This is a genomic window from Nocardia sp. NPDC050413, assembly GCF_040655475.1.
In the GTDB taxonomy this organism is placed as follows: Bacteria; Actinomycetota; Actinomycetes; order Mycobacteriales; family Mycobacteriaceae; genus Nocardia; species Nocardia coubleae.
This window is the reverse complement of the sequence record NZ_JBFAJZ010000002.1, coordinates 748,417-769,761: the sequence shown is the minus strand read 5'-3', so window position 1 is coordinate 769,761 and position 21,345 is coordinate 748,417. Positions and strand designations below refer to the sequence as shown.

The following is a 21,345-nucleotide window of genomic DNA, read 5'->3' as shown; positions in this document are numbered from 1 at the left end:
TCTCAGAGCGTATCGGAGTAGTCCGACACCGGTCGCTCTGTTTTCCGTGCGTCCTCGACGGGTCCGCTCGGCGCGACCGGATCGGGGGTGCCGAGCGGCGAGGCCTCGTCGTCGGACAGCCCGGCCAGGCCGTCGGCGGCCGCACGCCTGGCCCGGCGCGCGTCGTTGAACCGGGCGAACTGCACCGCCAGCTCGAACAGCACGGTCAGTGCCAGCGCGAGCGCGAGCATCGAGAACGGGTCCTGCGGGGTGACGATCGCGGCGAAGACGAACAGGCCGAACACGATGCCGCGCCGCCACGCCTTGAGCTTCACGTACGGCAGCACACCCACGAGGTTGAGTCCGATGACGATCAGCGGCGTCTCGAAGCTGACACCGAAGATGATGAGCAGCTGGATGATGAACCCGAAGTACTGCGTACCGCTGAGCGCGGTGATCTGCACGTTGTCACCGATGGTGAGCAGGAACGACAGGGCGTGCGACACGACGACGTAGGCGAGCACGGCGCCGGAGACGAACAGCACCGAACCGGCCCCGACGAATCCGAAGGCGTACCGGCGTTCCTTGGCGTAGAGGCCGGGGGTGATGAACGCCCACAGCTGGTACAGCCAGAACGGCGCCGCCAGCACCACACCGGCGGTGAAACCGACCTTCAGGCGGAGCATGAACTGTTCGAACGGCCCGGTCGCGAGCAGTCGGCAGGCGCCGTCGGGCGTCAGGGTGGCGCGGGCGGAGGCGGGCAGCTCACAGTAGGGGCCGCGCAGGATCTCGCCGAGGCTGTCGAGCCCGAACAGCGGGGTGGCGTACCAGAAGAAGCCGAGCAGGGTGGTGACCGCGATCGCGGCGAGGGCGAGCAACAACCGGGTGCGCAGCTCCTGCAGGTGCTCGACCAACGACATGGTGCCGTCGGGATTCGTCCTGCGCTTGCTGCGCCGTGGATCGAACGGGATGCGCATGGTTGGTGTGGCCTCTAACCCTCGGTTCGGCGGATGCTCGGCAAACAGCACGGCGCCCCGGAGCGGCCGCTACCGCCCCGGGGTGAATGCGTGGGTCAGAGCGTCTTGTGCTGCGGCTGCGGCTGCGCGACCGGGGTGGCCTGGACCTGCGGAGCCGAGGCGGGCAGCTGCTGCTGTGGCGCCGCGTCGGTGGGCGCGGTGGTCGTGGCCGAGGACTCGGCCTGCATCTGCCCGACCTCGCTCTTGAAGATCCGCAGCGACCGGCCCAGACCGCGCGCCGCGTCCGGCAGCCGCTTCGCACCGAAGAGCAGGACGAACAGCAGCGCGATGATCAGCAGGTGCGACCAGCTGAACGTTCCCATTATGAGTTACCTCCAAAGACTGTGGTGATTACCGATGCTACCTGTGCGCGGAGTTTCGTGGATCCACGCCCGTGGAGGTGTTCGCCACCCGTTCAACGGGCGACGGCGCGGGCGGCGGCGGTCAGTTCGGCGAACAGGCGGCTGCCGCTGAAGCGTCGTTCGTCACCGGATTCGGCGGCCCGGATCAGTTCCACGAGCCTGCGGTTGACCGGTGTCGGCCGTCCGACCATCTCGCCGAGGCGCACGATTTCCCCACACAGCCAAGCGATTTCGGTGCGTTTGCCGCGGGCCAGGTCGTCGGCCATCGATGACCGCGCCACCGGGTCGATGGCGAGGACCCGGCCGAACACCCGCCGGAACAGCGAGTCGGGGACGCGCAGCAGATGCACCATCAGTTCCGGTGGCACCGGGGTGAGCTGAGCGGGCCGAATTCGCGCAGTGTTCATCACCGCGAGGGCTTCGGACTGGGTGAGGGCGAGGCAGCGCCGGTAGTCGCGGTCGGCCAGTTCCTCGCGCAGCGGCCTGCCCGACAGCGCGTTGATCGGGTTGTTCAGGTTGAGCAGGAGTTTGGCCCACTGGACGGGCCGCAGGTCGCGGTGGCGGCGCAGCGGCAGGCCCGCCTCGCGGAACCGGTCGGCGAACCGGTCGACGACCGGGTCGTCCTGGATGGCGATGACACCGTCGCTGGCCCGGTGGAACCGGCCCTCGCCCCGGTGCACGACGTTGAACATCACCATGCCCGCCAGGACCACGCTGGTCGGCAGGATCTCGCGGATGACGGTGTCGTTGCCGATGCCGTTCTGCAGGCTCACCACCGGGGTGCCTGGGCGTAATCGCCCCGCGACGGTGCGCGCCGCAGTGGCGGTGTCGGCGGATTTCACGGTGACCAGGACGAGGTCGGCTCGTTCGGGTTCGTCGGGGGCGAGCGCGAGCCCGAACCGGTCGGGGCCGACTTCGGTGGCGCCGCCGTCGAGGTCGGTCAGGCGCAGACCGTGTTCGGCGATGTCGTCGAGGACCCGCTGACGTCCCACGAAGATGACTTCCATACCCGCCGCGGCCAGCTGACCACCGACGAAAACCCCGACGCTACCCGCGCCGAGGACGAGGACTCGCTGACTCACGCGGGTTCGGTCTCCCCCAGCAGTCCGGCCGCCGCGTAGGCGGCCAGGGCGGCATCGGCGCGCTCACGCACCGCCGAGACCAGTTCGGGCGGTCCGAGCACACTCACGCCGGTGCCGAACCCGAGCAGCAGCCGTGCCATCCAGTCGGCCGAGGCGAACCGCATGCCCGCCTCGATGCTGCCGTCGGGGCGCGACCGGATGCGGTGCATCGGGTACTGGTCGAGCACCCAGGCGTAGTCCGCGCGGATGCGTAAGCGGGCGAGCGGAACGTCGGGGTCGTCCTGGAACAGGTCGAGCGCGGCGGCGTCGGCGGCGGCGTGGCTCGGTGGGCGGGCCGGTTCGTCGAGTTCGGTGGCGTCCTCGATGCGGTCGAACCGGAACAGCCGAACACCTTCGGCCTGGCGGCACCAGGCCTGCAGGTAGCTGTTGTTGTCGACGAGCACGACCCGGATCGGGTCGACGACGCGTTCGGAGACCTCGTCGCGGCTGGCCGAGTAGTAGACCAGGCGCAGTGCGTGCGCGTCGGCCAGGGCGGCGCGCACGGTGGCCACCACCGGGCGTTCGACGGGCACCTGCGCGGGCGGGCGACTGACATCGCCGCCCGCGATGGCGGATTCGATCTTGGCGATCGCGGCGTGCGCGGCGGTCGGGTCGACCATGCCCGGCATCTCGACGATCGAGCGCAGCGCCACCAGCAGCGCGGTGGCCTCGGTGGAGGTCAGGCGCAGCGGGCGTTCGATGCCGGCCGAGAAGGTGACCTCGATGCTCTCCTCGGAGAACGACAGGTCGATGAGGTCGCCGGGGCCGTAGCCGGGCAGCCCGCACATCCACAGCTGGTTGAGGTCGCTCATCAGCTGCTTGGTGGTGACGCCCAGCTCGGCCGCGGCCTCGGCGGCGCTGATGCCGGGGTGCGCGAGCAGGTAGGGCACCATGTTCAGCAGGCGTGAAAGTCGTAGGGACAGGCGCGAACTCACGATGTCACCTCCGTGTGGTCCAGTACCGACCGTAGCCGGTTCATCACGTCGGCGCGCAATTCCGGTGGATCGAGCACCAGCACATCGGGGCCGAGGCCGGTGATGAGCCGGGCCACCCAGTCGCGTGAGCGCACCGGGACCTCGAGCACCGAGCCCGGGCGGCCGCCGAGGTCACGGGTGTCGACCTCGGTGCCGATGCGGCGCAGTTCGCGGCCGCGACCCTTGGCGACCCACACGGTGGCCGTCCCGGTGACGGGCGCGTCGCCGGTGACCCGGTCGACGATGGCGCGCAGGTCGGCGTCGGCCGGTTTGTGTACCGCGTTGACCGGCCCGTACGCCTTCACCTCGCCGCCGATCCGCGAGAGCCGGAACGTGCGCACCGCGTCGCGTTCCCGGTCGTGGCCGACCAGGTACCAGCGACCGTGGCGGGTGACGACACCCCACGGTTCGACATCGCGGGTGACGAACGGGTCGGTAACGGCGCTGTGGTGCCCGAACCGCACCGCCTGTCCCGCGTCGATGGCGGCGAGCAGTTCGCGCAGCACCGGTTCGGAACCACGGGTGCGGGCGGGCACCGCGGGCACCGAGACGCCCACGTTGTCGGTTTCCACGGTGACGCCTGCCGCCCGCAACTTCAGCAATGCGCCTTCGGCGGCACCGGCCAGTTCCGGCGACGCCCACATCTGCACGGCGACCGCGACGGCGGCGGCTTCCTCGCTGGACAGGTCGATATCGGGCAGTTCGTAGGCGTCGCGATTGATCCGGTAGCCCTCCAGCGTCGAGAAGCGACCCACCGGACCCACTTCCAGCGGGATGCCGAGGTCGCGGAGTTCGTTCTTGTCGCGCTCGAACATCCGGCTGAACGCCTCGTCGGTCGCGGACTCCTCGTAACCTGCCACGCTGTCACGGATACGTTCCGCGCTCAGGAACTGCCGGGTCGACAACAGCGCGATGACCAGATTCATCAGCCGCTCGACCTTGGATATCGCCACCCGTTAGAGGGTAATGGTCGAGGGCGTCGGCTCGCGCGTCGGCGCACGATTGCCGTCGACCGGCCTCAGGCGCCGTCGATCACCAAGCAGAACGGGTGCCCCGCCGGATCGATGAGGACACGCCACCGATCCGGTTCCGGTTGCACCTCGGCTTTGGTGGCGCCGAGCGTGAGCAGGCGGGCTTCGCCTTCGTCGAGGTTCGGGACCGCGAAGTCGAGGTGGCACTGCTGGGGTGTCTGCTGTCCCGGCCACTGCGGTGGGCGGTAGTCGGCGACGCGCTCGAAGCCGAGTGACACTCCGTTCGGGCCGGTCAGCTCGATGTACTCGGGATCGGAGTCGGGGCTGCGCTCGAAGCCGGTGGCGCGCGCGTAGAACTCGGCGAGCGCATCCGGGTCGGGACAGTCGATCGTGACGGCGGCCAGCTTCATCCATACCTCCTGCATCGATGGCGAGAAGTACCTGTCCTCCGAGCGTGGCACGACGAGCGGCTTCTCGCCACGGCATCGGTCATTCTCCGGAACCGAAACGCTGCCGCAATTCCCGCTTGAGCACTTTGTGCGTCGGCCCGAGCGGGAGTTCGGTGACGAACTCGACGCGACGCGGGTATTTGTACTTGGCGACCCGGGATCTGGCGAAGTCGATCACCTCCTGCTCGCTCACTTCACCCTCGGGCACGACCACGGCCACGATCTCCTCGCCGTAGTGCTCGTCGGGGACCCCGATGACCGCCACCTGGGCGATGCGTGGATGCCGCATCAACGCTGCCTCGACCTCCGTCGGGTACACATTGAAACCACCGCGCAGGATCATCTCCTTGATCCGGTCGACGATGCGGATGCGGCCGGTCTCGTCACGGGTGCCGAGGTCGCCGGTGCGGAACCAGCCGTCGATCACGGCGGCGGCGGTCGCCTCCGGCTTGCCGGTGTAGCCGCTGAACACGTTGTGTCCGCGCACCACCACTTCCCCGACCTCGCCGACCGGCAGCAGCTCGATGCGGTCGGCGATGTCCGGGTCGGCGATCTCCACGTCGACACCCCACACCGGGTGCCCGACGGTGCCTGCCTCGGTGCCGTACACCGGCTGATTCACCGCGGCCGTCGGCGAGGTCTCCGACAGGCCGTACCCTTCGAGCACGGGCGCCCGGAAGACCCGTTCGAACTCCTCGAGCACGGACACCGGCAGTGCGGCACCACCGCTGACACAGAGCTTCAGCGCGGGGAGCCCGGTCGCGGTCGCGGCGGCCTCGATCAGCGACAGGTACATGGTCGGCACCCCGTGGAAGAGGTTGACCCGTTCGGCCGTCATCAACGCGATCGCCTGCGCCGCGTCGAATCTCGGCATCAGCACCAGGGTGCCGCCGACCCGCCAGTGCGAGTTCATCGACACGGTCTGCCCGAACACATGGAACAGCGGCAGGGCGCCGAGGGCGATGTCGTCGCGATGAATCTCGTTGGCGTCGAAGGTGTTCACCGTCGCGCACATCACCATGTTGAGATGGCTCAGCTCGGCGCCCTTGGGGGTGCCGGTGGTGCCGCTGGTGTAGAACACCACGGCAGTGTCGAGCGGCCCACGCGCGACGAAGTTCGGGATCGGCTCGCCGACAAGGTCTTCCGGCGCCACCACCTCGATTCCGGCGGCCCGTGCGGCCTCCCCTCCGGTCGGCGCGACCATCGGGTGGCAGATCAGCAGGCGGGCGCCGCTGTCGCGCAGGACGTATTCCATCTCCGGCGCGGTGAGCAGCAGATGCACCGGCACCACCGTCGCACCCGCGGCCAGCACGGCGAAGTAGGCACGCGGGAAATCGGCGGTGTTCGGGCACAGCAGCGCCACCCGGTCACCGGGTTTCACACCACGCGCGATCAGCGCGGCGGCCTGCGCGCGGGCTTGCCGCCACAGATCGGCGAAGGTGATGCGGTGTTCGCCCTCGATCAGGGCGAGGTGCTCGGGGCGGCGGCGGGCGGGTTCGGCGAGGATGCTCGCCAGGGAGAGGGTGGCGTTCACGGGTGCTCCTGAATTCGACGACGTCGGCGAGGTGTTGTCCGAACCCGCTGGTGCGAGCGGACGTTGTTGCGGTGAGGGCGAGAACTGACTCCGACCGGGTCGGGATCGTCACGGATTGCGGGCGTGGCTGGGTTGGGCCGTCGGGTTGCACGGCGGTGGCCGATATCGAGGCCGCTCAGGCCGATGCCACGCGGGTCGGGCAGCTGTGCGTGGCGGCCGGGACATTTCGCCCGGGTGCGGGCGTGCCGCAGGCGCGATCGGATGGCGACACGCTCGGCGGTTGTGCGGGCCGGTCACCGGTGCAGGTGGACGGCCAGACCTTGGCCCACGCCGACGCACAGAGTGGCGATCGCGTGGTGCGCGTCGCGTTCGGCCAGTTCGATCGCCGCGGTGAGTGCCAGCCGGGTGCCGCTTGCCCCGAGCGGATGGCCGAGGGCGATCGCCCCGCCGTTCGGGTTGATGTGCTCGGCGTCGTCGGGCAGACCGAGCGCCCGCACCACCGCGAGCGCCTGGGCGGCGAAGGCCTCGTTCAGCTCGATCACGTCGACGTCACCGATGCCGAGACCCGTTCGGGCGAGTAGCTTGCCGACCGCCGGAACCGGACCGATACCCATCGTGCGCGGCGGCACGCCCGCCGCCGCGACCGCACCTACGCGGGCGAGCGGGGTGAGACCGTAGCGGTGTACGGCGGCTTCGGAGGCGAGCAGGACCGCCGCGGCGCCGTCGTTGATGCCCGAGGAGTTGCCCGCGGTGATCGAGCCGCCCGCCACTACCGATGGCAGGGCGGCGAGTTTGTCGGCGCCGGTCTCGCGAGGATGTTCGTCGCGCTCGACGACGACCGGTTCGCCCCGCCGCTGCGCGACCTGGACCGGCGTGATCTCGCGGGCGAGGCGCCCGCGCGCGATCGCGGTCGCCGCCCGCTGCTGCGAGCGCAGGGCGAAGGCGTCCTGATCGGCGCGGGAAACGCCGTGCTCGTCGGCGACGTGCTGGGCCGTCTCGGGCATCGTGTCGGTGCCGTACCGCTCGTGCAGACGCGGATTCACCAGCCGCCAGCCGAGGGTGGTATCGGCCAGCTGGGTCGAGCGATCCCAGGGCGCGGCGCTTTTGGGCAGCACATAGGGTGCCCGCGTCATGGACTCGACCCCGCCGGCGATCACGAGGTCGGCATCTCCTGCCCGGATCGCGCGGGCCGCGTACCCCACCGCATCCAGCCCCGAGGCGCACAGACGGTTCACGGTGACGCCCGGCACGCCGACCGGCAGCCCGGCCAGCAGCGCCGCCATCCGCGCGACGTTGCGGTTGTCCTCACCCGCCTGATTGGCGCAGCCGAACACCACATCGTCGACGGCTGCCCAGTCCACAGCCGGTAACCGTTGCACCAGAGCGGAAATCACGTGGGCGGCCAGGTCGTCGGGCCGCACCTCGGCCAGTGCGCCACCGTAGCGGCCGAAGGGAGTTCGCACACCGTCGACCAGGTACGCGGTGGCCATCACAGACCCATGTTCTTGGCGATGATCATCTTCATCACCTCGCTGGTGCCGCCGTAGATCCGGTTCACCCGGTTGTCGGCGTACAAGCGCGCGACCGGGTATTCGGTGATGTAGCCGTAGCCGCCGTGCAGTTGCAGGCAGCGGTCGATCACCCGCGAGGCCACTTCGGTGCAGAACAGTTTGGCCGATGCCGCGTCGGCGGGGGTGAGCTCGCCGCTGTCGAGCGCGTCGAGGGCCCGGTCCACCACCGCCTCGGCAGCGTCGACCTCGGCCTGGCAGGCGGCCAGCTCGAACTTGGTGTTCTGGAACTGCGCCACCGGCTGACCGAAAACCTTGCGGTCCCTGGTGTATTCGAGGGCGAACCGGATCGCCGCCTTCGCCTGCGCGTAGGCACCGAGCGCGATCGACAGCCGTTCCTGGGGCAGGTTCTGCCCCAGATAACCGAACCCCTGGTGCGGCTCACCCAGCAGATCCGACACCGGCACCCGCACATCGGTGAAGGACAGTTCCGCCGTGTCGGACACCTTCAGCCCGAGCTTGTCCAGTTTGCGCCCGACCGCGTACCCCGGCGAGGTCGTGTCGACCGCGAACAGCGAGATCCCGTGTCTGCGATCGGTATCCGAGGGCGGCGCGGTGCGCGCGCAGACGATCACGCGGTCGGCGTGTACCCCGCCGGTGATGAACGTCTTCGCGCCGTTGAGCACGTAATGCGTACCGTCCTCGGACAATTGGGCGGTCGTGCGCATACCGGCGAGGTCGGAGCCGGTGCCCGGTTCGGTCATGGCGATGGCGAACATGATCTCGCCCGACACGAACCCCGGCATCCAGCGGTGCTTCTGTTCCTCGGTGGCGAGGTTCTTCAGGTAGGGCAGGCACAGCCCCACGTGCACACCGGACCCACCGAAAGACACACCCGCACGGGCCGTTTCCTCGAGCAGGACGGCCTGGAACTTGAACGATTCGATACCGGCGCCACCGTATTCCTCGGGCACTTCGATCCCGAACACACCCAGCTCGGCCAGCTCGCGGTAGAACTCGCGCGGCACGATGCCCGCCTCGTACCACTGGTCGTACACGGGCACGACCCGCGACTCGACGAACGCGCGCACCGTCTTACGGAACGCTTCGTGCTCGTCGGTGAAAACTGTTCGCTGCATGATGATCTCCGCGATTCAGAGACGGCGTCCGCCGTCGACGTACAGGGTTTGCCCGGTGACGAATCCGGCGTCGTCGGAGGCCAGGAACGCGACCACGTTCGCGATGTCGGCGGGGGTGCCGACGCGCCGCAACGGGGTGATTCCGGCGGTCTTCGCCTGCAAGTCCTCGGCGCTCACACCCATCCGTTCGGCGGTGGCCGCGGTCATCTCGGTGGCGATGAAGCCCGGCGCCACCGCGTTGACCCGGATACCGAACGGGCCGAGTTCCATCGCCAGCGTCCGGGTGAGTCCCTGGATACCTGCCTTGGCGGCGGCGTAGTTGGCCTGGCCGCGATTGCCGAGCGCCGACACACTCGAGGTGTTGATGATGGCCCCACTCCTGTTGTCCACCATGTGTTTCTGCGCGGCCCGGCTGCACAGGAACGCGCCGCGCAGGTGCACGGCCATGACGGTGTCCCAGTCGTCGACCGACATCTTGAACAGCAGGTTGTCGCGCAGCACGCCCGCGTTGTTCACCAGCACATCGAGGGACCCGAGATCGGCGACGGTGCGGGCCACCGCGTCGGCGACCTGGGTCTCGTCGGACACATCGCAGCCGATGCCGATCGCGGTGCCACCCGCGGCGTTGATCTTTCCGGCGGCCTCCATCGCGGCGTCGGGGTCGAGGTCGACCACGGCCACCGCGCAGCCGTCCTCGGCCAGGCGCGCCGCGGTCGCCGCGCCGATACCGCGCGCGGCCCCGGTGACGAAGGCAGTTCTCGAGGGCATGAGTCGTACTCCTGTGTCAGACAATGGCGTTCACGCCGGTGAGGGCGCGGCCGATGAGCAGTTTCTGGATCTGGGTCGTGCCCTCGTAGAGGGTGAGCACGCGGGCGTCGCGCAGATACTTGGCGACGGGGTACTCGTCGATGTAGCCGTACCCGCCGAACACCTGGATGGCGTTGTTCGCGGCTTTCACCGCGGCTTCGGAGGCGAACAGCTTCGCCATCGAGGCGGCGGTACCGAACGGCTCACCCCGGTCGACGAGGTCGGCCGCGCGCCAGGCGAGCAGTCGCGCGGCCTCGGTTTCCACGGCGATGTCGGCCAGCAGTTCCTGTACGAGCTGATAGCCCGCGATCGGTTTGCCGAACTGCTCGCGTTCACCGGCGTAACGCACCGATGCCTCCAGGCAGGCCCGCGCCACACCCACGCACCCCGCGGCGACGCCGATGCGGCCCTTGTCCAGCGCGCCCATCGCGATGCGGAAACCCTGGCCGAGCTCTCCCAGCCGATTCGCGTCGGAGACACGCACGCCGTCGAGGACGAGTTCGGCGGTGGCCTGGCCACGCAGCCCGAGTTTGCCCTTGATCTCGGTCCGGCCGAAACCCGGCGCGTCGGTGGGCACGAGGAACGCGGTGATCCCCTTCGGACCCGGACCGCCGGTGCGGGCGAACACCAGGGCGATGTCGGCCCAGGTGCCGTTGGTGATGAAGATCTTGGTGCCGGAAATGACCCAGTCGTCGCCCTCGCGGGTCGCGCGGGTGACCAGGCCGGCCGCGTCGGAGCCGGTGCCCGGCTCGGTCAGCGCGAAACAGCCGAGTCGCTCACCCTCGCACAGCGACGGCAGGAACCGGCGCTTCTGCTCCTCGGTGCCGTAGGCCGCGATCGACTTGCCGACCAGGCCGAGCGAGACCGACACGATGCCGCGCACCGCGCTGTCACCGCGCCCAAGTTCCTCGAGCAGCACGCAGTAGGCGAGCATGTCGCCGCCGGAACCACCGAGTTCCTCGTCGATCCCGATGCCGAGGAACCCCATCGCGCCGAGTTTGCCCACGATCGCCGGGTCGACCGATTCCTCCCGGTCCCACCGCGTCGCATGCGGTACGACCTCCTTGTCCACCCAGCTGCGGGCGAGATCGCGCAGATCACTGTGCGCCGACGAGAGTTGGAAATCCACGGGACACTCCTGAACCAAACGGCGTTAGGTTTACTCGGGCACCGTATCCTAACGGCGTTCGGTTAATCAAGAGGTGTTCTCCGCCCGCGGTGATACGGTTCGTGTCCCGAGGAGTTCCCGCAGGAGAGGAAGGCGCATTGGCCAGGCCGCGCGTACCGCTGTTGAGCCGCGAGCGCATCCGCGAGGCCGCGCTGGCCCTGATCGACCGCGACGGCTTGGCCGAGGTCTCCATGCGCAAGCTGGCCGCCGAACTCGGTGTGCAGGCCGCCTCGCTGTACGGCCACTACCCCAACAAGGACGAGCTGCTCGACGACATCGCCGCCCGCATCATGAGCCGCGTCGACACCTCGGCCTTCGACACCGCGACCTGGGACGAGGCGCTGGCCGCCTGGGCCCGCAGCTACCGAGCCGCCCTGGCCGCCCACCCCAACTTCGTCCCCTACCTCGCCGCGGGCCCCGGCCGCCGCACCGAGAACCTGCGCGCCGCCGATGCCGTCCACGGCGGCCTCGTCGGGGCAGGCTGGCCGCCCCGCTACGCCACCATGATCGGCGCCGCCACCCGCTACCTGGTGATGGGCTCGACGGTCGGCTCGTTCGCCGGCGGTTTCGCCGACGACGTCCAGGTCTACCGCGACCGCTACCCCCACCTCAACCAGGCCCACCTGCTCCGCGCGATCGCCGACGAAATCGACGACGACAGCTTCGAATTGGCACTGACAGCGTTCATCGCGGGGCTACAGACCACCTATGCGACGGTTGTCGCCGACTGATCCACGGCACTGCCCGACAGCGGCGTAGCGGCGCCGACAACATCAGCTCCTCCGGACAGCACAAAACCGGTGGCGCCTACGCGTTCGCTCCCATGCGCCACCGGTTTTGTCGGTCCCCCCGTCTGTGGGGGTTCGCCTACATCGAGGCGATCAGCCGATCGACTCGCTCGTCGACCGACCGGAACGGGTCCTTGCACAACACTGTCCGCTGCGCCTGATCGTTGAGCTTCAGATGCACCCAGTCGACAGTGAAATCGCGACCGGCCTCCTGAGCCGCGGTGATGAAGTCACCCCGCAACTTGGCGCGGGTGGTCTGCGGCGGCGTCTCGACCGCGGCGTCCACCGCCTCGTCCTCGGTGATCCGCTTCGCCAGTCCCTTACGCTGCAGCAGGTCGAACACCCCACGTCCACGCTTGATGTCGTGGTAGGCGAGGTCCAGCTGGGCGATCTTGGGATCGGAGAGTTCCATGCTGTACCGGTCCTGGTAGCGCTGGAACAGCTTGCGCTTGATCACCCAGTCGATCTCGGTGTCGACTTTGGCGAAGTCCTGCGCCTCGACCGCGTCGAGGGTGCGGCCCCACAGGTCGACCACCGCATCGATCTGCGGGTCGCGGTCCCGGTTGCGCAGGTGGTCGACGGCCCGCGCGTAGTACTCACGCTGGATCTCGAGCGCACTGGCCTGCCGTCCGCCCGCCAGCCGCACGGGCCTGCGGCCGGTGAGGTCGTGGCTCACCTCGCGAATGGCGCGGATCGGGTTGTCGAGGGCGAAGTCGCGGAACGACACCCCGGCCTCGATCATCTCCAGCACCAGCGAGGCGGTGCCCACCTTGAGCATCGTCGTCGGTTCGGCCATGTTCGAGTCGCCGACGATCACGTGCAGGCGCCGGTACTTCTCGGCGTCGGCGTGCGGTTCGTCGCGGGTGTTGATGATCGGGCGCGACCGGGTGGTCGCCGAGGACACACCCTCCCAGATGTGCTCGGCGCGCTGCGACAGGCAGAAGGTGGCAGCCTTCGGCGTCTGCAGCACCTTGCCTGCGCCGCAGATGAGCTGACGCGTCACCAGGAACGGCAACAGCACATCCGAGATCCGGGAGAACTCGCCGGCACGCACCACGAGGAAGTTCTCGTGGCAGCCGTAGGAGTTGCCCGCGGAGTCGGTGTTGTTCTTGAACAGGTAGATGTCGCCGCCGATGCCTTCTTCGGCCAACCGCTGTTCGGCGTCGATGAGCAGCTCTTCGAGCACCCGCTCACCGGCCCGGTCGTGGGTGACCAGCTGCACCAGGCTGTCGCATTCGGCCGTGGCGTACTCGGGATGCGATCCGACGTCGAGGTACAACCTGGCACCGTTGCGAAGGAAGACATTAGAGCTACGGCCCCAGGACACCACCCGGCGGAACAGGTACCGGGCCACCTCGTCGGGGGACAGCCGACGGTGACCGTGGAAGGTGCACGTCACACCGAACTCGGTCTCGATCCCCATGATTCGTCGCTGCACACTATCGACACTACAGCCATGACCAGTACCCGCGCGGCGCTCTGAGATCCCATTCGCATACGTGTTCACAACGATTCGGACAGCGAACGACCGTGTGCCCACGACGAGGTCGGGCCCGTGAACCGAGGTGGTTCACGGGCCCGATCACGATCTTCACCCAGGCGTCAGCCGTCCGAACCGTCTTCGGGTTCGGGCAGCTTCGCCTCGGTCACCTTCTTGCCGGTGGTCCCGGCCAGTGCCTGCTCGAGCGGGGCGCCCTGCAGGCGCCGGAACGCCCGGCGCGGACGTGCCTGTTCGAGGGTGGCCACCTCGAGCGAGGCGACACCGAGCGAACGCTTGTCCTTGTCGGCTTCGGGCTGACCGGCCTGCAACGCGCCGATCGCCACCTTCAACGCCTCGTCCAGGGTGAGTCCCGGCTTGTAGGCGGCCTTGAGCGCGGTGACGATGGGTTCGGTGGTGCCACCCATCACGACGAACTCGCGTTCGTCGACGATCGACCCGTCGAAGGTGATCCGGTACAGCACCGAGGTCGGCGCCTGTTCCGGGTACCCGACCTCGGCCACACACAGCTCCACCTCGTAGGGCTTGAGCTGATCGGTGAAGATCGAACCCAAACTCTGGGCGTAGAGGTTGGCCAGCGAACGACCGGTGACATCGCGCCGGTCGTACTGGTACCCCTTGAGATCGGCCTGCAGGATGCCGCCGCGGCGCAGGGCCTCGAACTCGTTGTACTTACCGACCGCGGCGAACCCGATGCGGTCGTAGAGCTCGCTGATCTTGTGCAGGGTCGCCGACGGGTTCTCGGCGACGAACAGCACGCCCTTGTCGTACACCAGCACGACCACGCTGCGGCCCCGACCGATGCCCTTGCGGGCCAGTTCGGTCTTGTCCCGCATGATCTGCTCGGCGGACGCGTAGTAAGGCAGCGTCATGCGCTGGCACCCCCGTTCACTGCGGCTTCCCGGTCGGCCGCGATCGCCGCGGCGACCTCACCGAGACGTTCCTCGGTGACATCGGCCGCGCCCTCGGCGTCGATGGTCACCACCGTCGGGTAGATCCCGCGCAACGCGTCGGGCCCGCCGGTGGCACTGTCGTCGTCGGCGGCATCGACCAGCGACTCCACCGCGATCCGCAGCGCCTGGTCCGCGTCGAGTCCGCGCCGGTAGAGCTTCTTGAGCGAGGACTTGGCGAAGTTCGAGCCCGAACCGACGGCGGTGTAGCCGAACCGTTCCTCACTGCGCGAACCGACCACGTCGTAGGACACGATCCGCCCGGCCTTGTCGGGGTCGGTGACCTGATCGTCGTAGCCGACGAGCAGCGGGATCACCGCGAGTCCCTGCATGGCGGCGGGCAAGTTCTCACGCACCATCTTCGACAGCTTGTTGGCCTTGCCGTCGAAGGTGAGCGAGACCCCTTCGATCTTCTCGTAGTACTCGAGTTCCACCGCGAACAACCGCACCATCTCCACGGCGAGCCCGGCCGTACCGGCGATGCCCGCGGCCGAGAAGGTGTCGGTGATGTACACCTTCTCCATGTCGCGCGAGGCCACCAGGTTGCCCTGGGTGGCGCGGCGATCGCCCGCGATCAGCACACCGCCGCGGTAGCTGACCGCGACGATGGTCGTGCCGTGCGGCGCGAAATCCGCGCCGACGAGCTCGCTGCCGCCGAACCTGTTGGCGGGCAACAGGTCCGGCGCGTGCATGCGGAGATGTTCGGTGAACGAGGAGAGCGTCCGACCTGGGTGCAGACGCAACGGGTCACCTGAGGTCACTGGCCGCCCTTCTGCACATATGCCCGCACGAAGTCCTCGGCGTTCTCCTCGAGCACATCATCGATCTCGTCGAGCAGGTCGTCGGTTTCCTCCGCGAGCTTCTCGCGCCGCTCCTGTCCTGCCGCACCGTCGCCCTCGGGGCCCTCGTCCTCGTCGCCACCCCCGGCGCGCTTGGTCTGCTCTTGTGCCATGGCAGCCGACCTCCTCTTCCACTCAATGATCGTGCTCGTTCTTCAACCCTACCGAGCAGATCCGACAACATGGTCGATTAGCGATCGTATTGTCGCCCGGTCGTGCTGCTGATCGCCTCAGTGGGTGAGCTGTTCGACGAGATCGGCCGCCGACTCCGCCGCCTCGAGCAGCTTGCCTACGTGGGCTTTCGTACCGCGCCGCGGCTCCAGCGTCGGGATGCGGACCAGCGAATCGCCACCGAGATCGAAGATCACCGAATCCCAACTGGCGGCGGCGATATCGGCACCGAACCGGCGCAGGCACTCGCCGCGGAAGTAGGCGCGGGTGTTGGTCGGCGGGTTGGTCATGGCGTCGAGCACATCCTGCTCGTTGACCAGGCGTTTCATCGACCCGCGCGCGACCAGGCGGTTGTAGAGGCCCTTGTCCAGGCGCACATCGGAGTACTGCAGGTCCATCAGGTGCAGTTTCGGGGCGGCCCAGCCGAGGCCCTCACGGCTGCGCATGCCTTCGAGCAGGCGCAGTTTGGCCGGCCAGTCGAGCAGATTCGCGCATTCCATCGGGTCGCGCTCGAGCAGGTCGAGCACCATGGCCCAGTTCTCGACGATGTCGCGCACGCGCGGGTCGTCGTTGCCTTCGCGGTCGATGAACTTCGCGACCCGCTCGTGGTAGAGACGTTGCAGCGCAAGGCCGGTCAGTTCGCGGCCGTCGGCGAGGGCCACGGTGGCGCGCAGCGTTGGATCGTGGCTGATCTGGTGCACGGCGGTGACGGGACGGGCCAGCTGGAACTCCGAGAGATCCTCCCCCGCCTCGATCAGGTCGAGCACCAGCGCGGTGGTGCCGACCTTGAGGTAGGTCGACATCTCGGCCAGATTGGCGTCACCGATGATGACGTGCAGGCGCCGGTACTTGTCGGCGTCGGCGTGCGGTTCGTCGCGGGTGTTGATGATGCCGCGCTTGAGGGTGGTTTCGAGACCGACCTCGACCTCGATGTAGTCGGCGCGCTGGGACAGCTGGAAGCCCGCGTGGTCACCGGACTGGCCGATGCCGACCCGGCCGGACCCGCAGATCACCTGGCGGGAGACGAAGAACGGGGTGAGACCGGCGATGATGTGGCTGAACGGCGTATCGCGGTTCATCAGGTAGTTCTCGTGGGTGCCGTAGGAGGCGCCCTTGCCGTCGACGTTGTTCTTGTACAGCTGCAGGCGCGGTGCGCCCGGCACGCTCGAGGCGTGGCGCGCGGCGGCCTCCATCACCCGTTCGCCCGCTTTGTCCCAGATGACGGCGTCGAGCGGGTCGACGACCTCGGGCGCGGAGTACTCCGGGTGGGCGTGGTCGACGTAGAGCCGGGCCCCGTTGGTGAGGATCATGTTGGCCGCGCCGACCTCGTCGGCGTCGATGACCGGGGCGGGCCCGCTCATCCGGCTGAGGTCGAAACCGCGTGCGTCACGCAGCGGGGATTCCACCTCGTAGTCCCAGCGGGTGCGCTTGGCGCGCGGCACCCCTTCGGCGGCCGCGTAGGCGAGAACGGCCTGGGTGGAGGTGAGGATCGGGTTGGCCGTCGGCTCCGTGGGGGTCGAGATGCCGTACTCGACCTCGATTCCGATGATGCGCTGCATGCTGTCGAGCCTAGGCGACGTGCCACCCCCGCACCGTCATCTCGGCCCCACGGGGTCGCCTCGGGCACCGGCACGGCTCGTCGATCGGGGTCGAGGTCCCCCGGACGGGGGACCTCCGGTGGTCCTCGCGGGCGATCCGATCCGCGCCGTCACTCGCGATACTCGGATCATGAGCGAGATCGTGACACGGACCGAGACCGCGGTGCAGGCCGCGCCACGGCGGTTGCCCGCGCTGGATGTGTTGCGTGGCATCGCGATTCTGGGCACGCTGGGCACCAATGTCTGGATCTTCACCGATCCCGAGGGCCTCGTCGGTTATCTCGACGGGCTCGGTGCGGCCGCCGAGGGTGGGTGGATGTGGACCGAGCGGGTGCTGCAGCAACTCGCGCAGGGCAAGTTCCTCGGTCTGCTCACGGTGATGTTCGGGATCGGGCTGGCGATCCAGCAGGATTCCGCGCGGCGGGCAGGCAGGCGCTGGCCGGGGAAGTATCCGATCCGGGCGGCGTTGCTGTTCCTGGACGGTTTGCTGAACTTCCTGCTCGTCGCGGAATTCGACGTGCTGATGGGGTACGCGGTCACCGGTCTCGTCGTGGCCTACCTACTGGCGACAAGCGAACGCGCGCAACGCCGCTGGGTGATCGTGGCGAGCGCCGTGCACGTGAGCATGCTCACGCTGCTCGCGGCCGCACTCGCCTTCGAACCGGACGAAACGCGCGCCACCCCCTCGACGCTCGACCCGAACCCCTACGCGGACGGCTCGTTCGGAGAGCTGGTCGCCTTCCGCATCGACAACGCCCTCACCTTCCGCATCGAGACGATCTTCGTCTTCCCCATGTCGATCGCGCTGTTCCTGCTCGGCGCCCACCTGTACCGCGCGGGCGTGTTCCGGGCCGAGGGCGCACGAATCCGGCGGTGGCTCATGGTGATCGGCTTCGGAATCGCCGCGCCGGTGGACTTCGCGGTCGGCGTGTTCGGCGGTGGTGACCTGGTCCTGTTCACCCGGTACGGCACCGCGCCGTTCGTGGCGCTCGGCATCCTCGCCGCCGTCGCCGCCTACTACCTGCGCGATCCGCGCGTCGGCTTCACCGGGGCACGCCTGAGCGAGGTCGGCCGGACCGCGCTGAGCTGCTACATCCTGCAGAACCTGATCGCCGGAATCCTGTGCTACGGATGGGGTTTCGGGCTGGCGGCCCGGGTGTCCGACGGCGCGCGCGTGCCGTTCACGATCGGGATCTACCTGCTGGTGGTCGCACTCATCGCCTGCTTCGCCCACCTGTGGTTGCGGCGGTTCGAGCGCGGGCCGGTGGAATGGCTGTGGCAGCGCACCTACACCGCGCTGGCCCGCGGCTGACGCTCAGCGCAGCCGGTCCTCGGGCGGCGGGGCCGCCTCGGGGGCGACGAGCAGGTCGGCGACGAGCGAATCCCGTTGCAGCGGAACACCGAGACTGCGCGCGTTGCCCTCCAGCAACGACAGCACCGATTCGGTGAGGATGCCCTGGATCTGCTCGGCGCCGAGCACCGGTTCCGGTTCGGCCCGCCAGCCGGCGATCACTGCGTCGACCAGGCCGACAACGGCCAGCGCCATCGGCCGGGCGCGTGCCGGATCGATGCCGAAGCGGGCCAGGGTCGCGGAGAACATGTCGGCCAGCTGACCGCCCATCTCCCGGCCCGCGGGCGACAGCGTGGGGGCGCCCTCCACCTGCGGTGCGGCGTCGCTGAGGAAGCGGTGCAGGTTCGGATGGCGTTCGATCCAGCCGAGGTAGGTGCGGATCACCGCGCGCACCACCTCTTTGAGCGTGCCGTCGGGGCGCAGGGTCGGCAGCAGTTCGGCGAGCAGCAGATCGAGGATGCGCCTGCGGGCCAGGGCGTCGAGTTCGGAGCGGCCGCCGACGTGGCGGTAGACAACCGGTCTCGGCAGTCCGAGGTGTTCGGCGATCAGCTGCACCGAGATCTCGTTGCCGTGTTCCTCGATGACCTCGATGGCGGCATCGATCATCTCCGTGCGGCGCCGGGCCTTGTGGCCTTGCCAGCGGGTGGCGCGCCCGTCGCCTGCGGTCTGCTCGGCCTGCGCGGATGATGCGATCACAGTGCCAACGATACGCGGCACAAAACTGACCGTGACATCACGTTCCAGCAACCGATGACCACGGTCCGGTTCCTCGCCAGCGTAGCGCGACCAGGTGCCGCCCGGATCCCGGGCCTCGATCCTTCGGCACAGTGCCGCGGCGCCGGTATGCTCGGCGGCGTGCAGGCACGGGCGATGATTCTGGCGTACGCGGTTCTCGCGTGCGTGCTGCCCGCCTTCGCGCTCATGACGACCCCCGGCGGCGAGAGCGCGCGCATGCTCGCCTTCGGCGCGCTGGCGGCCGCCATGGTGTGCGCGCTGGTCGCCGTCACCAGCGGCAGGCACGTGCCCGTCCGAGTCGCGTGTGCCGGTCCGCCCCGTTCGGCGCAGCGCAGGCTGCGTGGCGCGTTCCTGCCGCAGAGCAATCCGGACGGCGCCGGTCGTCCACGTCCGCGAGCACCGGGAATCGATCACCGCTGACGGGCCGCGCGCCTGTCGGATTCCGTGATCCCACTCCCCCGCCGTGCCCTCGCACGCCTTTCGGACAGGTCGTTCCGTCATGCTCGATTTCGTGTACTTCCCCGTGTCCGCACTCCTGTGGTGCTGGCACCACCTCCTCGCCCTCGCCTTCGGCCCGGCTACCGGCTTCACCTGGATGCTCGCCGTTGTCGCACTCGTTGCCACTGTGCGCGCGCTGCTGGTCCGTACCGCAGTGCGCCAAGCCAGGTCGCAAGCGGTTCTGCGCACGCTGCAACCTCGCATCGACCGCATCCGCGGCACCCACAAGGACGATCCGCTCGCCCAGATGACCGAGATCCGCCAACTGCACCGCGAGCACGGCGTGCGCCTGTTCGCGGGTTTCGGACCGATGGTCGCGGCACCCGACGCGGCACCGCGACAACGAAAGGCCGGTTAGTCTCGGGCCGTGTCGCCGCATCCGGAGTCCGAACTGCTCGCCGTGTACGACGCCGAGGGCCGGGTGACCGGCACGGCCGAGCGGGGCGTCGTCTATCGCGACGGGCTCTGGCACGCCAGCGCGGGCGTCCTCGTCCGGTCGATCGACGGCACGCGGATCTATGTGCATCGGCGCACCGACAGCAAACTCGTCTTCGCGGGCATGCACGACTGTCTGGCGGGCGGCGTGGTCGACGCGGGCGAGGACCCGGCCGACACGGCGGTCCGCGAATTGCGTGAGGAACTGGGCATCACCGTCACGCCGGGCACGCGCCTACCGCTGCGCGCCACGGCCTCCTGGGACGGTGTGTGGGCGGGCAGGCACCTGCGTTGTCATCTGTTCGGTTTCGAGTACCGCCACGACGGTCCGATCCGCCACCAGCCGTCCGAGATCGCGGACGGCTGGTGGTGGACCGAGGCCGAACTGCGGGCCGCGCTGAGCGACCCGACGTGGCCCTTCGTCCCCGATACGCGGGCCGTGCTCGACGACCTGCTCACCGGGGACGAAGGCCCCCGAGACTGAGGGTCAGGGGTGGACGACGACCGACCAGGTCTGCATGCTGAAGGGCAGGTCACAGGCGGTCTGCGAGTGGAATCCGTGGAACGCGGGCTGGCCGTAGCGTTCGTAGCTGCTGAACCAGTTCCACCACGCCCAGCAGGTCACGCGCACCTGGTGCCAGACCGGGTCCCCGCACTGCGAGAAGGCGCCGGTGGCCGCCACGGGATTCGCCGAACAGCGCCCCGGTGGGGTGGCTTGCGCCGGCGCGGCGAGCATGGTCGACGCGCCGATGAGCCCGGCGGCGGTGGTCGCGACAGCGATCTTGCGAAGCGATTTCATGTCAACCTCCACGCGCGTGGTCGGGCTGCTCGGTGATCCGCAGGCTTGGCCACGCTCGGTCCGAATAGATGTGCAGCGGACACGGTGTCGCGCTGATGTGAGCTACATCATCGGATCCGGTCGACACGTTACGTCCGTGCCCGAATAGTTATCGCCGGGCAATCGCGGGTGTTCAGTCGAGCGCGCGCAGGGATTCCTCGTCACGGGCGACGACGGCGCCGCCGTCGGCGGTGAGCACGATCGGGCGCTGGATGAGTTTCGGGTGCTCGGCCAGCGCGCTGAGCCACCGGTCCCGGTCGGCGGCGGTGCGGCCCCAGCTCGCCATGCCGAGGTCCTTGGCGATCTGCTCGCCGGTGCGGGTGATGTCCCACGGCTCCTTGCCGAGGCGGGCGAGCACGGCACGCAGCTCCTCGACGGTCGGCGGGTCGTCGAGGTAGCGCCGCACGGTGTACTCCACGCCGTTCGCGTCGAGGTGGGCGGTGGCGTTCCGGCTCTTGGTGCACCGCGGGTTGTGCCAGATCTCGGTCTGTCCAGATGTCATGACCGCAGCCTAATCGCGGCCGGTGGGCGGCCCACCCGGCCTGTACGGCAGAATGGAACCTTCCTCCCCTCGAAAGGCAGCAGTGGTGACGCTCGGCATGGTCCTCGGCGACGC

At 69.0% G+C, this 21,345-nt stretch carries 24 protein-coding genes; 5 read left to right on the top strand and 19 right to left on the bottom strand.

Annotated features, from left to right (window positions below; all coding sequences use genetic code 11):
- Positions 1-2 precede the first annotated feature (2 nt).
- The 11 genes from tatC to AB0I19_RS09520 form a co-directional block, all read right to left on the bottom strand.
- Positions 3-956, bottom strand: coding sequence for a twin-arginine translocase subunit TatC (gene tatC, locus AB0I19_RS09570; RefSeq protein ID WP_357146551.1), 954 nt, complete (start codon positions 954-956; stop codon positions 3-5).
- Between the two features lie 95 nt (positions 957-1,051).
- Positions 1,052-1,318, bottom strand: a complete 267-nt coding sequence (gene tatA, locus AB0I19_RS09565) for a Sec-independent protein translocase subunit TatA (protein ID WP_067492102.1) — start codon at positions 1,316-1,318, stop codon at positions 1,052-1,054.
- 92 nt (positions 1,319-1,410) lie between these two features.
- A complete protein-coding gene (locus AB0I19_RS09560; protein ID WP_357146548.1) occupies positions 1,411-2,439 on the bottom strand; it encodes a 2-dehydropantoate 2-reductase in 1,029 nt (342 codons plus the stop codon).
- Positions 2,436-3,413, bottom strand: coding sequence for a YafY family protein (locus AB0I19_RS09555; RefSeq protein WP_067492100.1), 978 nt, complete (start codon positions 3,411-3,413; stop codon positions 2,436-2,438). The genes AB0I19_RS09560 and AB0I19_RS09555 overlap by 4 nt, the downstream gene beginning before the upstream one ends.
- Positions 3,410-4,405, bottom strand: coding sequence for a YafY family protein (locus tag AB0I19_RS09550; RefSeq protein ID WP_084456314.1), 996 nt, complete (start codon positions 4,403-4,405; stop codon positions 3,410-3,412). Before AB0I19_RS09550 ends, AB0I19_RS09555 begins: the two co-directional genes overlap by 4 nt.
- 65 nt (positions 4,406-4,470) lie before the next feature.
- Positions 4,471-4,833, bottom strand: coding sequence for a VOC family protein (locus AB0I19_RS09545; protein WP_356981971.1), 363 nt, complete (start codon positions 4,831-4,833; stop codon positions 4,471-4,473).
- A 79-nt stretch (positions 4,834-4,912) separates the two neighbouring features.
- Positions 4,913-6,406, bottom strand: coding sequence for a long-chain fatty acid--CoA ligase (locus AB0I19_RS09540; protein WP_357146544.1), 1,494 nt, complete (start codon positions 6,404-6,406; stop codon positions 4,913-4,915).
- 293 nt (positions 6,407-6,699) lie between these two features.
- Positions 6,700-7,896 carry a 3-oxoadipyl-CoA thiolase gene (gene pcaF / locus AB0I19_RS09535; protein ID WP_357146738.1) on the bottom strand — a complete coding sequence of 399 codons (1,197 nt, stop codon included), beginning with the start codon at positions 7,894-7,896 and terminating at the stop codon, positions 6,700-6,702.
- Entirely contained in the window at positions 7,896-9,053 is a 1,158-nt protein-coding gene (locus tag AB0I19_RS09530) for an acyl-CoA dehydrogenase family protein (protein ID WP_357146541.1), read from the bottom strand. The genes pcaF and AB0I19_RS09530 overlap by 1 nt, the downstream gene beginning before the upstream one ends.
- A 15-nt stretch (positions 9,054-9,068) precedes the next feature.
- The gene (fabG, locus tag AB0I19_RS09525; RefSeq protein ID WP_357146538.1) at positions 9,069-9,821 is read right to left on the bottom strand and encodes a 3-oxoacyl-ACP reductase FabG; all 753 of its coding nucleotides are present in this window, start codon (positions 9,819-9,821) and stop codon (positions 9,069-9,071) included.
- A gap of 16 nt (positions 9,822-9,837) precedes the next feature.
- Positions 9,838-10,989: an acyl-CoA dehydrogenase family protein gene (locus tag AB0I19_RS09520; protein ID WP_357146536.1), complete on the bottom strand. Its 1,152-nt coding sequence runs from the start codon at positions 10,987-10,989 to the stop codon at positions 9,838-9,840.
- A 137-nt stretch (positions 10,990-11,126) separates the two neighbouring features.
- On the opposite strand from AB0I19_RS09520, the gene AB0I19_RS09515 reads away from it, so the two are divergent.
- Positions 11,127-11,759 carry a TetR family transcriptional regulator gene (locus tag AB0I19_RS09515; protein WP_357146533.1) on the top strand — a complete coding sequence of 211 codons (633 nt, stop codon included), beginning with the start codon at positions 11,127-11,129 and terminating at the stop codon, positions 11,757-11,759.
- Positions 11,760-11,895: 136 nt separating this feature from the next.
- Here AB0I19_RS09515 and pafA read toward each other — a convergent pair whose 3' ends face one another.
- From pafA to dop, 5 genes are all read right to left on the bottom strand, one after another.
- On the bottom strand, positions 11,896-13,254 hold the full coding sequence (gene pafA, locus AB0I19_RS09510) for a Pup--protein ligase (RefSeq protein WP_181696425.1): 1,359 nt from the start codon (positions 13,252-13,254) through the stop codon (positions 11,896-11,898).
- 164 nt (positions 13,255-13,418) lie between these two features.
- Positions 13,419-14,186, bottom strand: a complete 768-nt coding sequence (prcA, locus tag AB0I19_RS09505; RefSeq protein ID WP_067492092.1) for a proteasome subunit alpha — start codon at positions 14,184-14,186, stop codon at positions 13,419-13,421.
- A complete protein-coding gene (gene prcB, locus AB0I19_RS09500; RefSeq protein WP_357146530.1) occupies positions 14,183-14,956 on the bottom strand; it encodes a proteasome subunit beta in 774 nt (257 codons plus the stop codon). The genes prcA and prcB overlap by 4 nt, the downstream gene beginning before the upstream one ends.
- Positions 14,957-15,021: 65 nt before the next feature.
- A complete protein-coding gene (locus tag AB0I19_RS09495) occupies positions 15,022-15,216 on the bottom strand; it encodes a ubiquitin-like protein Pup (RefSeq protein WP_067492090.1) in 195 nt (64 codons plus the stop codon).
- Between the two features lie 117 nt (positions 15,217-15,333).
- Positions 15,334-16,833 (bottom strand): depupylase/deamidase Dop, encoded by a 1,500-nt coding sequence (gene dop, locus AB0I19_RS09490; RefSeq protein ID WP_181696427.1) that lies wholly within the window; start codon positions 16,831-16,833, stop codon positions 15,334-15,336.
- Between the two features lie 169 nt (positions 16,834-17,002).
- Between dop and AB0I19_RS09485 the strand changes: the two genes are divergently transcribed.
- Positions 17,003-18,184: a DUF418 domain-containing protein gene (locus tag AB0I19_RS09485; protein ID WP_357146527.1), complete on the top strand. Its 1,182-nt coding sequence runs from the start codon at positions 17,003-17,005 to the stop codon at positions 18,182-18,184.
- Positions 18,185-18,187: 3 nt separating this feature from the next.
- On the opposite strand, the gene AB0I19_RS09480 is transcribed toward AB0I19_RS09485, so the two are convergent.
- Positions 18,188-18,919, bottom strand: coding sequence for a TetR/AcrR family transcriptional regulator (locus tag AB0I19_RS09480; protein WP_225282381.1), 732 nt, complete (start codon positions 18,917-18,919; stop codon positions 18,188-18,190).
- Between the two features lie 159 nt (positions 18,920-19,078).
- On the opposite strand from AB0I19_RS09480, the gene AB0I19_RS09475 reads away from it, so the two are divergent.
- The 3 genes from AB0I19_RS09475 to AB0I19_RS09465 all read left to right on the top strand — a co-directional run bounded on the left by AB0I19_RS09475 (position 19,079) and on the right by AB0I19_RS09465 (position 20,375).
- Positions 19,079-19,378: a DUF6412 domain-containing protein gene (locus AB0I19_RS09475; RefSeq protein ID WP_357146524.1), complete on the top strand. Its 300-nt coding sequence runs from the start codon at positions 19,079-19,081 to the stop codon at positions 19,376-19,378.
- A gap of 79 nt (positions 19,379-19,457) precedes the next feature.
- A complete protein-coding gene (locus AB0I19_RS09470) occupies positions 19,458-19,814 on the top strand; it encodes a YidC/Oxa1 family membrane protein insertase (protein WP_357146521.1) in 357 nt (118 codons plus the stop codon).
- A 9-nt stretch (positions 19,815-19,823) separates the two neighbouring features.
- Positions 19,824-20,375: an NUDIX domain-containing protein gene (locus tag AB0I19_RS09465; protein WP_357146519.1), complete on the top strand. Its 552-nt coding sequence runs from the start codon at positions 19,824-19,826 to the stop codon at positions 20,373-20,375.
- A gap of 3 nt (positions 20,376-20,378) precedes the next feature.
- Here the strand turns inward: AB0I19_RS09465 and AB0I19_RS09460 are convergent, their stop codons facing one another.
- Together AB0I19_RS09460 and AB0I19_RS09455 are read right to left on the bottom strand one after the other, a co-directional pair.
- The gene (locus tag AB0I19_RS09460) at positions 20,379-20,690 is read right to left on the bottom strand and encodes a hypothetical protein (protein WP_067492085.1); all 312 of its coding nucleotides are present in this window, start codon (positions 20,688-20,690) and stop codon (positions 20,379-20,381) included.
- Between the two features lie 172 nt (positions 20,691-20,862).
- Positions 20,863-21,231 (bottom strand): arsenate reductase family protein, encoded by a 369-nt coding sequence (locus AB0I19_RS09455; RefSeq protein ID WP_067635725.1) that lies wholly within the window; start codon positions 21,229-21,231, stop codon positions 20,863-20,865.
- Positions 21,232-21,345 lie beyond the last annotated feature (114 nt).

What these genes read in the sequence shown, in the direction of transcription:
- prcB (WP_357146530.1), bottom strand. Translation starts at nt 14,956, where the DNA reads ATGCACGCGCCGGACCTGTTGCCCGCCAACAGGTTCGGCGGCAGCGAG.
- prcA (WP_067492092.1), bottom strand. Translation starts at nt 14,186, where the DNA reads ATGACGCTGCCTTACTACGCGTCCGCCGAGCAGATCATGCGGGACAAG.
- AB0I19_RS09530 (WP_357146541.1), bottom strand. Translation starts at nt 9,053, where the DNA reads ATGCAGCGAACAGTTTTCACCGACGAGCACGAAGCGTTCCGTAAGACG.
- AB0I19_RS09460 (WP_067492085.1), bottom strand. Translation starts at nt 20,690, where the DNA reads ATGAAATCGCTTCGCAAGATCGCTGTCGCGACCACCGCCGCCGGGCTC.
- AB0I19_RS09455 (WP_067635725.1), bottom strand. Translation starts at nt 21,231, where the DNA reads ATGACATCTGGACAGACCGAGATCTGGCACAACCCGCGGTGCACCAAG.
- tatC (WP_357146551.1), bottom strand. Translation starts at nt 956, where the DNA reads ATGCGCATCCCGTTCGATCCACGGCGCAGCAAGCGCAGGACGAATCCC.
- AB0I19_RS09485 (WP_357146527.1), top strand. Translation starts at nt 17,003, where the DNA reads ATGAGCGAGATCGTGACACGGACCGAGACCGCGGTGCAGGCCGCGCCA.
- AB0I19_RS09470 (WP_357146521.1), top strand. Translation starts at nt 19,458, where the DNA reads ATGCTCGATTTCGTGTACTTCCCCGTGTCCGCACTCCTGTGGTGCTGG.
- AB0I19_RS09545 (WP_356981971.1), bottom strand. Translation starts at nt 4,833, where the DNA reads ATGAAGCTGGCCGCCGTCACGATCGACTGTCCCGACCCGGATGCGCTC.
- fabG (WP_357146538.1), bottom strand. Translation starts at nt 9,821, where the DNA reads ATGCCCTCGAGAACTGCCTTCGTCACCGGGGCCGCGCGCGGTATCGGC.
- tatA (WP_067492102.1), bottom strand. Translation starts at nt 1,318, where the DNA reads ATGGGAACGTTCAGCTGGTCGCACCTGCTGATCATCGCGCTGCTGTTC.
- pcaF (WP_357146738.1), bottom strand. Translation starts at nt 7,896, where the DNA reads ATGGCCACCGCGTACCTGGTCGACGGTGTGCGAACTCCCTTCGGCCGC.
- dop (WP_181696427.1), bottom strand. Translation starts at nt 16,833, where the DNA reads ATGCAGCGCATCATCGGAATCGAGGTCGAGTACGGCATCTCGACCCCC.
- AB0I19_RS09495 (WP_067492090.1), bottom strand. Translation starts at nt 15,216, where the DNA reads ATGGCACAAGAGCAGACCAAGCGCGCCGGGGGTGGCGACGAGGACGAG.